Below are 16,586 nucleotides of genomic sequence, written 5' to 3' on the forward strand. Positions count from 1 at the left end.
ATGGGAGATAAAGTTTTATATTTACGGCCCATACCTGTTGCTTTTCAGGTATAGGTATAGCAGTGCTCAGCCTGGCATCGAAGAGCGTTGGTTATTGCTATACCCAATACGAACAACCATGAACAAATTTATACCTAAGGCCGTTGCTGCTGAACTGTTGCAGGAAATTTACTCGTCATCGACCAAGACAGTCTATGACTCTGAAAAGCACCGGCTGACGTTGCTAGACGAAGATGGAACAGAGCAGGTACATTTCCGCTTGCCACTATCTATACTCTATGCTGAATCAGGTATAGCCGAAGCCAAATCGGTAAATTACGTGGTCCTACTGATACAGGCGGGCCACTGTGCTATAGGTTATTTTGAGGATGGGCGATGCCTGAACCACAAAGTATTTCGCTCGTACATGGTGCGGCAGAAACAGGGCGTCAGCCAGATTAAGTATCTTAAGACAAAAGGCAAATCAAGGGCGGGCTCCCGGGTAAGGCTGGGAGAAACCGCTGAGTTTTTTGAGAACATCAACAACCGCCTGCAGGCATATTTTCAGGAACATCGCATCGACCGAATCGCCATGAGTTGTTCTAAAACGCTGCTTCCTCACCTGTTTACCTCCTCCGTGCCCACACCATTCGACAAGCGCGATCCACGGCTGTTCAAAATACCGAAGCACATCCACACGCCCATCTACGAGGTACTGCTCGATACCAACCGCTTCCTGCAGCGGGGTGAGTTAATCCCCCTAACCGAAGAAGGATTTGCCGCCATCCCGCTGCTTCAGGATTTTTTGCTGCACCACTTAAACGCTGATGATGCGAAGGACGCCCCTACCGCCATTGAGGATACTGCCGACGAGGTATATGTGACTGATGAATGGGATGATGAAGAAGACCTATCCATTGATGATGAAGACGAAGAGGATGATATAGTAGATTGGGATTAAAGCAAAAAGGCAGCTACTTAACTGTAACTGCCTTTCTTATTGGCTATTGTCTAACCCTTCAGCTAATCCTTTTTGCGCGTGATTAACACCACGGCTGCGGTGGCCACCAGGGCCATAATTCCAACTTTTTGGATAAGTCCGCTGCGGTTGTGCTCCCAGTCGGCTTTCCAGCCTTTTTCGGCAAAGATGTTCGGCACAGTGCCTTTGGCAAAATCATCCAGTACACCCTCGACCACATTCACGCGGTCTGCCATCAGCAAGGGTAGCCAATGCAGGTAGCTGTTTTCGCTATGCTTGAAAGCGAAACGCCGGATCATGCCGCTCAGTCCGCTTGGCGGTTCTGATGTTCCGAAAACGGCCGTTACATTGGGCCGCTCAATGGAGTGCAGCACTTCGATGTTGATGTCCTGCTGTGTCGGGCGCTCCCAACTGTAGCCCTCCTGCTCAGCGTCGGTGCGGTGTTTCATGGGGTACGTCGGATCGTTCTTCGGATCAGCGTCTATACCCCAGCCTTTTATATGCGAATAATCTTTTGGTGTCTTGTTTTCCATGGTCTTTCTCTCCTTTATCTGGCTGATGGCGGAATCAGGACAGGCTTGATGCAGTTGTCCAGTTTCTCTGAAAAAATATGATAGGCATCTGCTACGTCTTCAAGCGGCACACGGTGCGTGATCAGCGCTTTCGGATTGAGGATGCCGTTCTGCACGTGGTCGATTAGCCTCGGCAGCAGGCGCTTCACCGATGCCTGGTTCGCCCGGATCGTAATGCCTTTGTTCACCACGTTGCCAAGCGGGAAGAGGTTATCGGTTGGTCCGTAAATACCGACGATTGACACAATGCCGCCTTTCTTGACAGAGTTAACTGCCCAGTGCGCCGCCGTAGCCGAGCCTGCCTGCAGCAAAAGCTTTCGACCTGTAATCGTCTGCATCAGGTTACCTGTAGCTTCAGCCCCTACGGCGTCAATCACCACATCAGCACCCATCCAGTCGGTGGTTTTCTTCACAAACACCACCGGGTCATCCATCTCCTCATAGTTGTAGGCCTCGCAGTTGGCGTAGTTGCGCACGAACTCCAGGCGGTATTCCACTTTATCGATCACGATCACTCGGCCGGCGCCGAAGAGCCAGGAGCAGCGTGCGGCCATGATGCCAATAGGACCGGCACCAAATATCACGACAGTATCACCTTTCTGGATACCCCCCATCTCAGCGGCCTGGTAACCGGTTGGCACCACATCCGTCAATAGCACGGCATCGTCAGGATCCATTCCTGGAGGTATAACGGTTGGCCCGACATCGGCATAAGGTACGCGCACGTATTCGGCCTGTCCGCCGTCGTAGCCACCGGCCGTATGCGAGTAGCCAAAAATACCACCTACCGCTGTCGCCTGTGAGTTGGATTCGTGGCAGTTGCCAAACAGACCCTGCTTACAGAAATGGCATTTACCGCAGGCGATGTTAAACGGTACGATCACCATATCGCCCACTTTCAGCTTCTGAATTTCAGATCCAATTTCAATTACTTCCCCGATAAATTCGTGGCCAAAGGTCATGCCCACGCGGGTGTCGGGCACGTTGCCGTTATAGAGGTGGAGGTCCGAGCCACAGATGCAAGAGCGCGTTACACGCACGATGGCATCCTGGGGATGCAGAATCTTGGGCTCTGGTTTTTCGTCAATGCGGACCCGTTGCGGTCCGCGATAGTTCATTGCCAGCATAAGTTTTTTTCAGTTTGTCTTCAAAAGTGCTATCTCTTCCGCCCTGATCAGGCTTCCAATTCATGTCTGAATAAATACTAAACTATACCTTAATGGTTGCAATAATTGTATTTTTAAAAGAAATACCTATATACGAATGCTTTTATACTTTAACTCACAAGTGCTGGTAGCCTACCTATACCTGAATAAAAAAAAGCCACAGGCAACTACTGCCCTCCGTAGCAGCACGGACTACACAAAGTGCACCTCCCGTACAGGCTCCCCGGACTAAAGCAGCGCTTCCTTTTCGCTGACAGCCCTAAGCGCTGTGTCGCTATACCTTACCAAAAAGCGCTATCCTGCGTACACTCAACAATTTTCTTTTGCGGCAGGATGCTATACCTTCGTAGCTGCGCAATTTACACGACAGTATATGGCTAATCTAAAACAGGATCAGACGACAACCGGGCAATTCAAGGGATTTGTAGAAGTGCGCGGGGCGCGGGAGCACAACCTCAAAGACATCAGCCTGTCTATACCCAGGGATGCCCTGGTAGTGTTTACAGGCGTGTCCGGCTCCGGAAAGTCGAGCCTGGCTTTTGGTACACTTTACGCTGAAGCACAGCGCCGCTACCTGGAGTCGGTGTCGCCGTATGCCCGTCGCCTGTTTCACCAGATGGCGGTGCCTGAAGTGGATGCCATTGACGGATTGCCCCCTGCCGTGGCCCTGCAACAGCAGCGCGGCACACCCACTACCCGTTCCTCAGTCGGCAGCGTCACCACCCTCTCCAACCTGCTGCGCATGCTCTACTCCCGGGCCGGCGACTACCCGGAGGGACAGTCGATCATCTATGCTGAAGCTTTCTCGCCCAACACTGCCGAAGGAGCCTGCCCAACCTGCCACGGCCTGGGGCGCATGTACGATGTCACAGAAAAGTCGATGGTACCGGACGACTCGCTTACCATTCGGGAACGGGCCATCGCTGCCTGGCCCATGGCCTGGGGCGGACAAAACCAGCGCGATATCCTGGTAACGTTGGGTTTTAATGTGGACGTACCCTGGCGCGAGCTGCCACAAAAAGACCGCGACTGGATTCTCTTTACCGACGAGCAACCCGTCGTACCGGTATACCCTGGCTATACCCCGGAAGAAACGCAACGCGCCCTGAAGCGCAAAGAGGAGCCAAACTACATGGGCACCTTCAGCAGTGCCCGCCGCCACGTGTTCCATACCTTCGCCAACACCAACAGCCCCCTCATGAAAAAGCGGGTGATGCAGTACATGCTCAGCACTGACTGCCCCACCTGCCAGGGCAAGCGCCTGCGCCCGGAGTCGTTGTCGGTGAAGTTTGCTGGCTACGATATCACAGAGCTTTCGCGCCTGCCACTGAAACGGGTGCAGGCCGTGCTGAAGCCTTTTGCGCGGGGCACCGAGCCAGGCCACTCCCGCACGGAAGTCGAGCACCCGGAGCAGGCTATTGTGGCCAAACGGATTGCGGACGACCTGTGTGCCCGCATCGAGGTGCTGCTCGACCTTGGACTGGGTTACTTATCGTTGGAGCGCAGTACGCCCACCCTCTCCCCAGGCGAACTGCAGCGCCTGCGCCTGGCCACGCAGCTTTACTCGCACCTGTTCGGGGTGGTGTATGTGCTCGACGAGCCTTCTGCCGGCCTGCACCCTGCCGACAAAGTAGCGCTGCTCCGGGCACTCGACGGGCTCAAGAAAGCGGGCAATTCCCTTTTTGTGGTAGAGCATGACCTGGAGGTGATCCGACACGCCGACTGGATTGTGGACGTGGGCCCTGCGGCTGGTGAGAAAGGCGGTGAGATCCTGTACAGTGGCCCCACGGAAGGATTAAGGAAAGTAGCAGCCTCCCGCACAGGCGAGTACCTGTTCGGCCAAGCAAAGGGCTTCAACTCCGATCCACGTGAACCAAAAGGCTGGCTACAACTAAGCGATGTCAGCCGGAATAACCTGCATCACCTTTCGACAACGTTTCCGCTTGGTGTGTTCACATCCGTTACGGGCGTATCGGGTTCAGGCAAATCCAGCTTGGTGAGCCAGGTACTGGTGGAACTGGTAGCCGCTCACCTGGGGCACCAATTACCTGTAGAAGAAGAGGAAGGCGACGAACTCGAGCGTGATATACCTGTCACAACCGGAGGCCACATTACAGTAGGTATGGAAGAGATCAAGCGCCTGGTGCGTGTCGACCAGAAGCCCATCGGCCGGACACCGCGCTCCAATATGGCCACCTATACTGGCTTGTTCGACCATGTACGCAAGCTCTTTGCCAGCACTCCGCTTGCCAAAAAACGCCGTTACGATGCCGGACGTTTTTCCTTTAACGTCGCTAAGGGACGCTGCGAGAACTGTCAGGGAGAAGGTTTTGTGATGGTAGAACTGCTGTTTTTGCCAAGCGTATACGCCCCCTGCCCCATATGTCACGGTGCGCGCTACAATGCCAAGACACTGGAAGTGACCTACCGGGACAAGAATATCGCCGAGGTGCTCGATATGACAGTGGATGCAGCCTGGGAGTTTTTTGACGAGGAGCCCGCCGTGCATCGCGCCCTCACCATGCTGCGCGAAGTCGGCCTGGGCTACCTGCGACTCGGACAGCCGGCCACCGAGTTGTCGGGCGGTGAGGCGCAGCGCATTAAACTGGCTACCGAACTGCAGCGGTCTCAACGCGGCAATACCCTCTATATTTTAGACGAACCCACCACCGGCCTCCACCCTGCTGACGTCGACAGGCTCATGACCCAACTGCACCTGTTGGTGGATGCCGGCAATACGGTCATCGTGGTAGAGCACGACATGCGTGTGGTAGCTGCCAGTGACTGGGTGATCGATATTGGTCCGGGTGCAGGAGAGGATGGCGGACAGGTCGTAGCGGCAGGCCCACCGGATCAGATCGCCAAATCCATAGAAAGCAAAACAGCACCTTTTTTAAGAGCACTATCTAGTCTATAAACTAGAGTTATAAACGTATAATACTGGTATTACTGGCCGCCACGTGCCGCTCTAGCGTTTGGGCGGTCTTTTGCCTGATCGTTGAAACGTAGCGCGAAGCCAAAGAAAAGTACTTTAATGCTGAGGATATTTGAAGGCCTTTGTTCTGACTGTATAAATACTGAGGAGCGGACAAACCAGCAGAAGTGCAAATCTGGCAGCCGCTAAACACATTGATACAAATTGGAAAAAACAGATCCTAAGAATCTGTTTTTTATTCACACTGAAACTTAAGCACTTCACAAATTGCCATTTAGCTTTTTAATTTCGTATTATTAAAATGTTTAGATTTGTAGATTATCATCTTTTTGACTTTGTGCGATGGAATACAGATTCGTGCATCATTGGAATTATGTGCTACGGGAGGACGAGCACCATGTACTGGAGTCTGCCATTTCGCTTATCTCACAGCCACGTAACGAGTCTTTCCTGAAACGGGCGGCTGAATTCATCGCGGCCCACGCGCAGGTACAGTATGTACTGATCGGCAGTCTGAGCGAAGATGGCAAAGATGTCCTTACAAAAGTGTTTCTGAAAAACGGCGAGGTCCTGCCGAATATCTCCTACCCCCTGCAATACAGTCCCTGCGATGCTGTTCTCACACAACGTTTCTGCTATTACCCCAACAACGTACAACGCCACTTCCCCCGCGATATCGAGCTTCAGGAGTTGAACATCAAAAGCTACCTGGGCAGCATTTTCCTGACGGAGGATGGAGAACCAGTCGGGCTGATCGCACTGATGAGTGACCGGCCACTCGAAAATGCCGCTTTTGCTGAGCACCTGGTGCTGGTGCTAAGCCCTGCGATTGAAGAGGAGCTGATCCTGCAGTCTAATCCAACAGTCTGAACATAACAAGGTCATAAAAAACCTCTGCCGACTTCCAGCATCTATGCTGCAGTGGCAGAGGTTTTTGCTATTTCAGAAACAGGTATAGCGCAACGACCTTAGATAGCAGGATCGTTTGGTGTATTTGGGTTGGTGCGACGCTCCTGATCTGGATACGGGTAGAAATTGCGGTTACGCTCTTCCAAGTTCTCCGGCGGACCTGGACGGTTGAAACGGCGGCTGTCTTCCCACTTCTGTCCGCTCAGGTATAGTTCAGCAGATCGCTGTTTGTATACCTCCAGCAGCAAAGCTTCCCTTGTCACCGGACCGCTGTAGGCTGGCAAGCCGGCGTTCACACCAAAAAGATCGCCGGTAGTCTGTGTCCGCACCTGGTTGATCAGTGCCAGGGCCTCTTCCAAAGAACCATTGCTCCGCAGCAGGGCTTCGGCTTTAATCAGTTTCATCTCGTCTGGCAGGTATACCGGTATGCTGGTTGTCTGTGTATTGAAAAAACCGGCCAGTGTCTTTACCCGGTCTCCTAACACATCAGCGCTCGGGTCTGTCATGTAAAAGCTGTATCGGCCATCTCCCTCTTCAAAGAGGGCATCAGGCAAGCCGAATTTATCGCGTGGTCTGTAATAAGCCAGGATAAAAACAGTGTTATAGATCGGGTTCGGACTTAGCGTGCTGTACACGAACTCGGAGCGCTTGCTCAGGTCTACCTTATCTGCGTTAGCGATAGCCGCATCATAATTTCCGGCATATAAGTTATAGCGGGCGTTGTAAGCGTACAGCGTGTTGAGCAGGTCGAAGGCCGGGCCTGCTACCTGTGCCGTGAACTCCGGTGACGGGGGCGTGGCCTCGATCAGGGCGATCCCTTCGTTCAGGTGGGCGATGGCAGCTGCCAGCACCTCTGTTCTGGGTCTGAAAGTCACTTTGTCGGTCCGGCTGGTCTCTGTGTTTGCCTGTTCAAATGCGATGTACAGGTTGCCGAGCGCCATGGCATTGAACAAGTGCGCATGCGCCATTACCCCGCTCAGCGTTCCGCCCGTCAGGGTTGGTACATTGGGAGCGTTCTCCAGAATCTGCTCACTCATCAGCATCGTACGCTGCATGCGGGACCAATATCCAAGGATGTTGCCGTTGAAGGTGGGCAGGGCAGTTCCACCGGCCTCCAGTTCAAGCACGTTGGTAAAGGTGGCTACCCCTTTCATCTCGCGACCCGTCACACCTGCGTATAAGAGTGCCGCCTCCAGGCCCGAGGTAGAGTAAAACTGACGCAACCCTACACTCAGGGCTACGATGCCCTCGCGTGAGTTCAGTACCTCGACGTCACTGGCTGCGTTAGGGTTGGGTATATCCAGTTCGCACCCACTCGTCAGCAGCAGACAGCCCGAAAGGAGACCCACTTTTAAGTAAGAAGCTATATTTTTCATGATGTTTTTCATAAGGTTAAGGAAGCATTAGAAGGTAAAGTTGAGGCCCAGCGCATAGGTTCTCGGGATCGGAACCTCCACAAAATCAAAGCCTCGCACGGCATTGGTCTGACCAGCCGCATTCACTTCCGGATCATAGCCGCTGTAGTCGTCAATCGAGAACAAGTTACGTCCGGCCAGGCTGAGGCGCATACTGTTACCTCCCAAAAAGGCCGGCTTAAAATCATAGGCCACCGACACTTCTCTCAGTTTGATAAAAGAGCCGTCTTCAATGTAATTCTCGAATATCCCGAACAATGCAGCGGAGGTTCCTTTTGGCACTTCCCCTCTTAGCTCCGGCTCGAAACCGGCCAGTCCGCCATACAGGTCGCGCTCACCCACGCGGCGTGTGAAGTTGAACACATCAAAACCGTAAACCGCATCAAACTGCGTACGGAATGACAGGCGTTCGCCTACCGAAATATCGTTCGTCCAGGAGCCCGTCCAGTCAGGGTTAGGATCGCCGATCACCTTGGGCACGGTGGCGCCCATCGGCTGTCCGTTTTCGGGGTTGCGCCCCGCCCGCTCAGGCTGTGGCAGTCCGGCAGGGTTCAGCAGCAGTGAACCGTCGGGGTTCCGGGCAAAATAGGTAGCGTAGAAGGCGCCGAGCGGGTACCCATCCACGGCAGCCACCTGACCGAAACCTCCCGGGAATGGCAGCACACCACCCGGTATGTTATTCACTTCGTTTTTGTTGCGGGAATAGATCAACGTAGAAGTCCAACGCACTCGCTCTGTCTGCACAGGCGCGCCTGTGATCATCAGCTCAAAGCCTTTGTTGGTCATGGTGCCGATGTTGGCGTACTGGTTCAGGAAACCCGAAGAAGGCGTCAGACCGATGAACAGCAGCAGGTCTTCCACATCTTTCTTGTAAACAGAGAACTCCAGACCCAGCCTGCCGCCCAGGAAACTCATGTCGGCACCGAACTCGGTTTCTACCTGGCGCTCCGGCTTAATGCCCGAGTTACCCAATAAGGTGGATGGAATAACGCCCGGTAAGCCTGGAAGTGAAACAGGGTTGTAATTGGTATAGCGGTCATAAGCTCCGATTGCTGTCAGGTTGCCTGCCTGCCCATAGGAGGCCCGCAGTTTGAAAATAGGGATGATATCGGTCAATCCCTGCCAAAAACTTTCGTTTGAAACCAGGTAGCTGGCACTCACTTTCGGGTAGAATTGCCACCTGTTGTCTTCTCCGAACACGGAAGACACGTCGTAGCGACCGGCACCCGTCAGGAAGAAACGCTCTCCGATACCGAACGTTTGCTGGGCGAAAAAGCCCATGATGTTTATATCGGCTCTTCCATCGTTGGAGACTACCGTGGCGCCGCTGGAGCTAACCTGTGCGATCGGTCCTAACTGCGTACCTGTTATACCTGTTGAGTAGTATTTCTCCGTCTGCACCGTACCCCCTATACCTGTGGTAGACTCCAGCCAGTCGGTCAGGAAAGTGCGGTAAGAGGCATTCAGGTCGTTGTTGAGCAGGTAAGAGGTGCGGTCGGCACGGCGAGAGTAGCCCGCATTATAGGAAGGTGTTGTGTTGCCCACCGGTATATAGCCTGTCGCGATCTGCGTTGAATTGTCAAAGCCCAGCACGTAGCTTATGTTCAGGCCATTGATCGGGGTTAGGTTTACCTGAAAATCGCCGATGAAGCGGTTGGTGCGCTGCCCGAAATCGAAGCGGTTGATGGCCTCGAGCGGGTTGGTGCGTCGAAGGATAGCTGTTGGGGCCGTGGAGGGGTATATTCCGTTCACCGGTTCCGGGTTGATGAAGTTGTTGCTGAAGATGAAGCCGGTCAGGGCACCGTATGCTTCGCTCAGGCCGCCGTTCGGAATCTCTTCGCTTGTGCTGAGCACATAGTTGGCTCCTAACGACACCGAGATCCAGTTCTTGATCGTCTGGTCGATTCGAATACGGGCGCCTCCCCGCTTAAAGTTCGTATTGTCGATGATGCCCTGGTTGCTCAGGAAGTTTCCGCTCATGTAGTATTGCGTATTCGCGCTGCCACCCGAAACCGACACATTGTTTTCGGTACCATAGGCAGTCCTGAAGATTTTGTCCTGATAGTCATACCTGGTGACGGGCTCCTGCGTAAGGTCTGAGGCGAGATTGTTCACAAAGCGGAAAGGATACTGGTTGTAATCCAGCGTTTTGCGCACTTCATTCACCCGGAACTGCGTGGAGACCGAGATTTTAGGAGCACCTTCGACCCCGCGCTTTGTAAAGATCTGCACCACCCCATTGCTGGCTCTTGACCCGTAGATAGCAGCCGCAGCGGCCCCTTTGATGATCTCGATGCGTTCAATGTCATTGGGGTTAATATCCACCAGACGGTTCTGCGCATAGCCTCCCAGGTCGATCAGTTCAGGTGAGCTGTTGTTGATGATCACCCCATCCACAATGTAAAGCGGGTCGCCCGATCCAACTACTGTGCTGGTGCCTCGTAGGCGCACACTGATGCCACCGGCTGGGTTGCCCGAGTTCTGGCTGATCTGGGCGCCGGCTACCTTGCCGGATAAGGCCTGGTCTATGGACGTAGCTACACTGTTCTCTAGTGCATCTGCAGAGACGGTGGAGATGGCATTGCCCAACTCTTTCTTGCTGGTTGCCACCGAGGTACCCGTTACCACCACTTCATCCAGGCCTATGATATCTTCCTGAATCTGCGCATCCACCTGCACGGTCTGCTGATCACCGAGAGTAACAGGGCGGGTCTGCGGTTTAAAGCCTATGAACGAGAACGTGAGTTGGTAAGTACCTGGAGGCAGGGCCGCCGTCAGATTGTACACCCCGCTCGCATCAGTGGCCGTGGCGATGTTGTGGTTCTGAAACTTTACCACCACACCGGGCAGCGGGGACTTGGTGCGGGCATCTGTGACAATGCCCGTAATGGCGTAGCGTGCCCCTTGCGCAACGGCTAGCTGACAGGCAGCCGCCAACAGGAGGAAACACAGCAGGACGGCCTTTCCGGAGGCCTTCCCAATCAGGTAATTTTTTCTCATAGTGCCTCTTTTTTGTACAGTTTATAATATGGTGAATAAGTGTTCAGAAATTACTCAGGCAAGCTGATTTTCCCCATCAGCACAGAGGGCACGCGACGCTTGCCAGGACCGAAATGGATGGGCTCCCCCACCAGGCATTCATTGGCCAGGGTGGCAAACAACACCGCCTCTTTTGCATCCGGCGACACCCCGAGCTCGGCCGTGTTACGCACCGTAGCACCAGGTAAAAGCGCTTCAATATTTTGTATGAGAAGCGGATTGTGCATACCGCCTCCACTCAGGAAAATTTCAAAATCAGCATCTCTAAGCGAGCGGGTCAGGGCCTCGCAGATGGCAACAGCTGAAAACCGGTTCAGGCTCGCCATGACGTCTTCCGGGGATAGGTGCTCTGTGTCGGATCTGCGCTGTGCTTCCGCCAGGTATGAGAGGTTGAACAGCTCCGGGCCAGTTGTTTTGGGAAAGTCCTGCTCAAAGAAAGGATGATACAGTAAGGAGGCCACCAGTGCCTGGTTGTAGGTGCCTTTTCTGGCGATGGCAGCATCGGCATCATAATAGGTACCAGGAAACTGCTGCTGCACATAGGCATCCATCAACGTATTGCCAGGCCCTACATCGGTCGAGAAGATACGGCTGGTGTCCAGGTCGCCGGGCAGAAAGGTAAAGTTGGCGATACCGCCGATGTTGAGCATGATCCGGTTCTGATCCTGCTTCGAGAATAGCAGGTAGTCACCGTACACGGCCAGTGGGGCGCCCTCTCCGCCTGCAGCTACGTGCTTCTGCCGGAAATCACTCAGGGTAATGACACCTGTACCCATGGCGATATGGTCGCCGTCACCAATCTGCAGCGTCGCATCCGGCATACCTGCTACACCATGCAGCGACGCCGGGGCATGATAAATGGTTTGGCCGTGGCTGGCAATCACGTCAACTTCAGAAGAATCCACCCCCCACTCCTTCAAACTTTTGTTGATGAGTTCTGCATGGAAGCGTCCGATGTAGGCATTGAGCAGGCAGACACGCTCCAGATCAACTTCCCGTTTTGAGAAAATAGCTTTCACTTCCTTTTTGAAGGTTTCATCATAGGGCATAGTCGCAAATTCCCTGAGATTCATACAGGTTTGGGTACCCTGCCCCTCAAATTCACAGAGGGCAATGTCAAGGCCGTCAAGCGAAGTGCCTGACATGAGGCCGATGATGGTTCTTTTCTTTTTACTGGCAACCTCAAAGAGTTGACTTAATACTTTATTCATAAATTAATTAAATTTGATATGACAAAAAGTCAAAAGAACCATAGGTTCTTCATACGAAACACATAAAGTTTAGGTAATATAGGCACAGGCGAATTTCCGCATAATCAGGCAGAAATTCACAAGTAGGTGATGGCTATGATTGGCTTTATCAGAGTCGTATAATCCGCCCGTCCTCCATTTCGATGATGCGGTGACTGTTTTCGGCGAATTCTGTGTCGTGAGTAACGATGAGCAGCGTTTGGTTGTGCTCCTCGGTAAGCTCTTTGAAGATATTGAACACAATGTCGCTGTTGCGCTTGTCGAGGTTGCCGGTGGGCTCGTCGCCCATGATGATGTGCGGATCGTTGATGAGAGCCCGGGCAATGGCGACCCGCTGTTTCTCCCCGCCCGAAACACGGTAAGCCGACTGCATGGCCAGGTGGTCTATCCCCAGCATTTTGAGGCGCTCCATGGCACGGTGTTCTACTTCCTGTTCGCTGTACCTGCCCAGCTTCAGGCCGGGCAGCATCACGTTGCGCAACACCGTGAACTCGTTGAGCAGGTAATGAAACTGGAACACAAAGCCGATCTTCTCGTTACGGATGCGGGCCAGTTCCGGATCCGGCCGGCCAGACATGAGCTCCTTGTCGATGTAGAGCTCGCCGGTATAGTCGGTGTCCATGGTGGAGAGGATGTAGAGGAGCGTGGACTTGCCGCAGCCCGACTTCCCGATCACCGACACGAACTCCCCTTTATTCACGGTGAACGTGATATTGCGGAGCACCTGCACCGTCACGGGGTCATGGAACTCCTTGTTGATATTCCTCGCTTCGAGTATAACTTCCTGCATCTTTACTTTGCTGCCTTTCATCCTATACTTATTTGCCCCTGATGATCTCAACCGGGTCCACCCGGCTGGCCTTGCGGGCCGGGAAGAAACCGGCAAAGTACGTTGTGATCAGTGAGAAAATCCCGCCGATCACGTAGTACACCACATCGTAGTTAACCGGATAAGTCGTGATGGTAGGCAGTGCTGCCGTCACGAAGGGGATGTTGTCAATGACGACCGAGAATAGGAAACCAAACACGAGTCCCACCACACCCCCGAAAAAGCCGATGCTCATCGCGATCAGTAGAAAGACCAGGTTCACATCCCGGCCCGAAAACCCGGTGGCCTTGAGGATGGCGATGGAGTCCATTTTCTCGTAGATCATCATGTTGAGGATGTTGAAAATACCGAAGCCCGCCACGATCAGCAGCGTGATGCCCACGGCGTAGGATATGAGCGAACGTACACTGCTGCCCGTCTCGAACTGGGCGTTGGCCGTCTGTATGTCTTCAGCATCAACATTGAAAAGCTGCGCATACTCCCTGGAAACGGCCGGGGCCTGCTCCAGGTCATGGAGCTTCACCTGGATGTCAGTCATGTAGTTGGCTGGTTTTCCAAGCAGCTTCTGGGTGGTGGCAATGGAAGCATAGCTCTGCACCTTGTCGATCTCTTGTATACCTGACTGGAAATATCCTACCACTTTCAGCGAAAAACGCTCGCCCTGCGCCGTCGTTACCTGCACCACATCACCTATGTCGGCCACCAAAATCTCTGCCAGCCCCTTGCCCAGGATGATGCTGTTGGCCACGTTCTTGGCATCCAAGGGATTGCCGGCAGTCACGTAGTCCTGGAAGTTAAACAGGCGGCTCTCTTCCTCCACATCGATGCCATTGATCACACCGGTTATTTCAATGGTGCCTTCGTTGTAAAAGACCTGCGCAAGGAGTTTGGGGGTGGCACCCAGCACCCGCTCATCGGCTTTCACGGCCTGCAGAATGGGGCCGCTGTTATAGATCTCCTGCCGGGAGATGCCGGCTTTCACGGAACTGATAAAATTGTAGAAGTTCTTGTACTGTCCGGCCACATTCACCGGCTGGTCTTCGCTGGGCTTGATTTCGTTATAAAGCCGTACATGCGGCGTGCGGTTCAGGATGAGGCCATCAAGCAGGTCGTTGAGGCCGTTCATAAAACCGAGCAGCGTGATGAACATGGCGATACTGAAGGTCACCCCAACGGCGGCCACCAGTGTCTGCCGCCAGCGGGCCAGCAGCATGGATTTCGCGATGCTGTATATCAGTTTAAAATTCATCGCTAAGGCTTCACGATCACATCCTCTTTCGACAGTCCCTCCACGATCTCCACTTTCTGGTAGTCTTTCAACCCGGATTTCACAGGCACGCGCTCGCCGTTCTCATTCAGCACATAGGCACCCTCCACCAGGTATTCGCGGGGTATGGTTAAGGCATTCTTTTTGGCCTGAATGATGATGTTGGCCTCGGTGGTCAGGTTAGGGTATAGCGCGTCGGGTTTGGTTACAAAAGCAGCTTCCACGGTAAAAGAGCGGGTGCGCTCGTTCATGGCCGGGTTGATCTTGGTGATGCGCCCTTCAAATACCTGCCCTCTGTAACTGTCGAGGTTGAGGAGTACCTGCTGGCCTGGTTTCACGCGGGCAATGTCGTACTCGTCCACCTGCAGCTCCAGTATAAACTTGTCGGCATCGCCCAGCACCGCAATCGGCACCTGCGGACTCACCAGCTCGCCTTTCTCGCGCAGCACGCTGTATACCTTGCCCTTGGTTTCGCTTTTCACGGTATAGTCGTCGCGCAGGGTCTCGCTGATCTGCAGATTCTTCTGCGACTGGCGGGCGGCAAAATCCAGCTGTTTTTTGAGGTCGTTGTAGCGCAGTCGGGCAGAGCGGTAGGCTGTCTGGGAGTTTTTGTAGGCTAGTTCACGCTGTTCCAGCTCCACGCGGGTACCGATCTGGCTGGCCCAGAGGTTGCGTTGCCGTGCCAGTAGCAGCGAGTCGTTGCGCATGCGGCTGCGGGCCAGATCGATCGTTTCCTGCAGCTCGTTCAGCTTCTCGGTATTCGCGCCCACACGGGCGTATGCTGCGGCCAGCCGGGCATTTTCCGTGTTTAGCTGGGCGGCTTCGTTGCTGATGCGAACGAGCGTTTGGCCCCTCCGCACGGTATCGCCCTCCGTCACCAGTATTTCCTCGATGATGCCGCTCACAACCGGGTATACCTGGTACTGATTGCGGCTTTTCACGAGGCCGGAAGCGTAGACGGCTTCCGAGATATCCTCCACAGTTGGCTGTGTTGTTTCCTGGCTGTCTCCACAGGAAGTGAAAAAGACCAGCAGCAGAAGCAGTTGTAAATAGTGTTTTATTAACATGATACCTCAAACGTAAAAGACACTATGCAGCAGCACGATCACGTACCCCATCCCTGCTTATACCTGCCGATTCTGTATAGATCAGCTATACCTACCGTAAGCTGGGGCGATAAGGTGCTACGCTTCAAATGTACTACATTCAGTACACGATTTCATGATAATGCGTAAGCTATAAAGCATATTAATTGATAACTGATATATGTTTCTATCAGAAATGACAAGTGTCATAGAAACGACCTTACGGTCTTACGAAATTTGTCCGATAACGAACTTCTAACCCCAAACCAATAAGATTATGAACGAAATGAAATCTAATCAAGCCAAACTGTTTGATGGAAAAGTGGCGCTGGTAACCGGCGGTTCCTCTGGCATTGGCAAATCAGCTGCTTTGCTCTACGCCCGCGAAGGAGCTAAGGTAGTGGTGTCCGACATCCATGAAGAGTCAGGCATGCAGGTAGTGCAGGAAATTGAGCAACTGGGCAGCCAGGCTATTTTTGTATCGGCCGATGTCTCAAAGCCAGAGGACTGCGAGCGTATGGTGCAGCAGGCTGTCGAAAAATTCGGTCGCCTGGATGTTGCCTTCAACAACGCAGGTATAGGCGGTGAATCCAATATGATCGGCGACATGAGCATCGAAGGGTGGAATAAAGTCATCAGCATTAACCTCAACAGTGTGTTCTATTGCATGCATTTCCAGATACGGCAGATGCTGCAGCAAGGCGGCGGTGCCATTGTCAATAATTCCTCCATCCTCGGACAGGTGGGCTTTGCCAACTCAGCTGCTTATGTGGCGGCCAAGCACGGTGTGGTGGGCCTGACTAAAAATGGAGGCCTTGAGTACGCTTCCAAAGGTATACGCATCAACGCTGTCGGTCCGGGCTTTATCAAAACCCCTTTGCTGTCCGGCATGGGCGAGGAAACGCTGCAGTTCCTGACATCCAAGCACCCAATAGGACGCCTGGGAGCCCCGGAAGAAATAGCAGAGCTGGTGATTTGGCTCAGTTCCGACAAGGCTTCTTTCGTATCGGGGGCCTACTACGCTGCCGATGGGGCCTACCTGTCACAGTAAACGCTCGTACTACTTACTGAATACCACCTGCTTCCATAATTCAGATACTCACCTTGTATTGGAATTATAAGGGTCCGGGCGGACATTTCGCTGCTGCGCAGGTATAGATG

The 16,586-nt window shown here is 53.4% G+C and carries 13 protein-coding genes; 5 read left to right on the forward strand and 8 right to left on the reverse strand.

All coding sequences use genetic code 11. The annotated features are described in order from the left end of the window. The first annotated feature begins 118 nt into the window (after positions 1–118). Positions 119–940: a hypothetical protein gene (locus tag AC4QZR_RS10410; protein ID WP_494480856.1), complete on the forward strand. Its 822-nt coding sequence runs from the start codon at positions 119–121 to the stop codon at positions 938–940. A 62-nt stretch (positions 941–1,002) separates the two neighbouring features. Here AC4QZR_RS10410 and AC4QZR_RS10415 read toward each other — a convergent pair whose 3' ends face one another. Both AC4QZR_RS10415 and AC4QZR_RS10420 read right to left on the reverse strand, forming a co-directional pair. Beyond that, on the reverse strand, positions 1,003–1,491 hold the full coding sequence (locus AC4QZR_RS10415; RefSeq protein ID WP_116544208.1) for a hypothetical protein: 489 nt from the start codon (positions 1,489–1,491) through the stop codon (positions 1,003–1,005). Positions 1,492–1,505: 14 nt separating this feature from the next. Further along, the gene (locus AC4QZR_RS10420; protein WP_494480857.1) at positions 1,506–2,657 is read right to left on the reverse strand and encodes a zinc-dependent alcohol dehydrogenase; all 1,152 of its coding nucleotides are present in this window, start codon (positions 2,655–2,657) and stop codon (positions 1,506–1,508) included. Positions 2,658–2,793: 136 nt separating this feature from the next. On the opposite strand from AC4QZR_RS10420, the gene AC4QZR_RS10425 reads away from it, so the two are divergent. From AC4QZR_RS10425 to AC4QZR_RS10435, 3 genes are all read left to right on the forward strand, one after another. Further along, entirely contained in the window at positions 2,794–2,928 is a 135-nt protein-coding gene (locus AC4QZR_RS10425) for a hypothetical protein (protein ID WP_494480858.1), read from the forward strand. 141 nt (positions 2,929–3,069) lie between these two features. Then, positions 3,070–5,613, forward strand: a complete 2,544-nt coding sequence (gene uvrA / locus AC4QZR_RS10430) for an excinuclease ABC subunit UvrA (protein WP_494480859.1) — start codon at positions 3,070–3,072, stop codon at positions 5,611–5,613. A 360-nt stretch (positions 5,614–5,973) separates the two neighbouring features. After that, positions 5,974–6,501 (forward strand): hypothetical protein, encoded by a 528-nt coding sequence (locus tag AC4QZR_RS10435; protein WP_494480860.1) that lies wholly within the window; start codon positions 5,974–5,976, stop codon positions 6,499–6,501. Between the two features lie 98 nt (positions 6,502–6,599). Here the strand turns inward: AC4QZR_RS10435 and AC4QZR_RS10440 are convergent, their stop codons facing one another. The 6 genes from AC4QZR_RS10440 to AC4QZR_RS10465 form a co-directional block, all read right to left on the reverse strand. Beyond that, positions 6,600–7,916 (reverse strand): RagB/SusD family nutrient uptake outer membrane protein, encoded by a 1,317-nt coding sequence (locus tag AC4QZR_RS10440; protein ID WP_494480861.1) that lies wholly within the window; start codon positions 7,914–7,916, stop codon positions 6,600–6,602. 27 nt (positions 7,917–7,943) lie between these two features. Continuing rightward, positions 7,944–10,955, reverse strand: coding sequence for a SusC/RagA family TonB-linked outer membrane protein (locus AC4QZR_RS10445; protein ID WP_494480862.1), 3,012 nt, complete (start codon positions 10,953–10,955; stop codon positions 7,944–7,946). 50 nt (positions 10,956–11,005) lie between these two features. Continuing rightward, positions 11,006–12,205, reverse strand: a complete 1,200-nt coding sequence (locus AC4QZR_RS10450; RefSeq protein ID WP_494480863.1) for an anhydro-N-acetylmuramic acid kinase — start codon at positions 12,203–12,205, stop codon at positions 11,006–11,008. A gap of 148 nt (positions 12,206–12,353) precedes the next feature. After that, positions 12,354–13,034, reverse strand: a complete 681-nt coding sequence (locus tag AC4QZR_RS10455) for an ABC transporter ATP-binding protein (protein WP_494480893.1) — start codon at positions 13,032–13,034, stop codon at positions 12,354–12,356. Positions 13,035–13,062: 28 nt separating this feature from the next. Then, a complete protein-coding gene (locus AC4QZR_RS10460; RefSeq protein ID WP_494480864.1) occupies positions 13,063–14,322 on the reverse strand; it encodes an ABC transporter permease in 1,260 nt (419 codons plus the stop codon). A gap of 2 nt (positions 14,323–14,324) precedes the next feature. Continuing rightward, the gene (locus tag AC4QZR_RS10465) at positions 14,325–15,407 is read right to left on the reverse strand and encodes an efflux RND transporter periplasmic adaptor subunit (RefSeq protein ID WP_494480865.1); all 1,083 of its coding nucleotides are present in this window, start codon (positions 15,405–15,407) and stop codon (positions 14,325–14,327) included. Between the two features lie 295 nt (positions 15,408–15,702). Here AC4QZR_RS10465 and AC4QZR_RS10470 point away from each other — a divergent pair, with 295 nt between their 5' ends. Beyond that, on the forward strand, positions 15,703–16,476 hold the full coding sequence (locus AC4QZR_RS10470; RefSeq protein ID WP_494480866.1) for an SDR family NAD(P)-dependent oxidoreductase: 774 nt from the start codon (positions 15,703–15,705) through the stop codon (positions 16,474–16,476). The last annotated feature ends 110 nt before the right edge of the window (positions 16,477–16,586 follow it).

This window comes from Pontibacter sp. YIM B11418, from assembly GCF_059278805.1.

Coding starts and splice junctions, on each gene's coding strand:
- AC4QZR_RS10410 (WP_494480856.1), top strand. CDS start 119: ATGAACAAATTTATACCTAAGGCCGTTGCTGCTGAACTGTTGCAGGAA.
- AC4QZR_RS10415 (WP_116544208.1), bottom strand. CDS start 1,491: ATGGAAAACAAGACACCAAAAGATTATTCGCATATAAAAGGCTGGGGT.
- AC4QZR_RS10420 (WP_494480857.1), bottom strand. CDS start 2,657: ATGCTGGCAATGAACTATCGCGGACCGCAACGGGTCCGCATTGACGAA.
- AC4QZR_RS10425 (WP_494480858.1), top strand. CDS start 2,794: ATGCTTTTATACTTTAACTCACAAGTGCTGGTAGCCTACCTATACCTG.
- uvrA (WP_494480859.1), top strand. CDS start 3,070: ATGGCTAATCTAAAACAGGATCAGACGACAACCGGGCAATTCAAGGGA.
- AC4QZR_RS10435 (WP_494480860.1), top strand. CDS start 5,974: ATGGAATACAGATTCGTGCATCATTGGAATTATGTGCTACGGGAGGAC.
- AC4QZR_RS10440 (WP_494480861.1), bottom strand. CDS start 7,916: ATGAAAAATATAGCTTCTTACTTAAAAGTGGGTCTCCTTTCGGGCTGT.
- AC4QZR_RS10445 (WP_494480862.1), bottom strand. CDS start 10,955: ATGAGAAAAAATTACCTGATTGGGAAGGCCTCCGGAAAGGCCGTCCTG.
- AC4QZR_RS10450 (WP_494480863.1), bottom strand. CDS start 12,205: ATGAATAAAGTATTAAGTCAACTCTTTGAGGTTGCCAGTAAAAAGAAA.
- AC4QZR_RS10455 (WP_494480893.1), bottom strand. CDS start 13,034: ATGCAGGAAGTTATACTCGAAGCGAGGAATATCAACAAGGAGTTCCAT.
- AC4QZR_RS10460 (WP_494480864.1), bottom strand. CDS start 14,322: ATGAATTTTAAACTGATATACAGCATCGCGAAATCCATGCTGCTGGCC.
- AC4QZR_RS10465 (WP_494480865.1), bottom strand. CDS start 15,407: ATGTTAATAAAACACTATTTACAACTGCTTCTGCTGCTGGTCTTTTTC.
- AC4QZR_RS10470 (WP_494480866.1), top strand. CDS start 15,703: ATGAACGAAATGAAATCTAATCAAGCCAAACTGTTTGATGGAAAAGTG.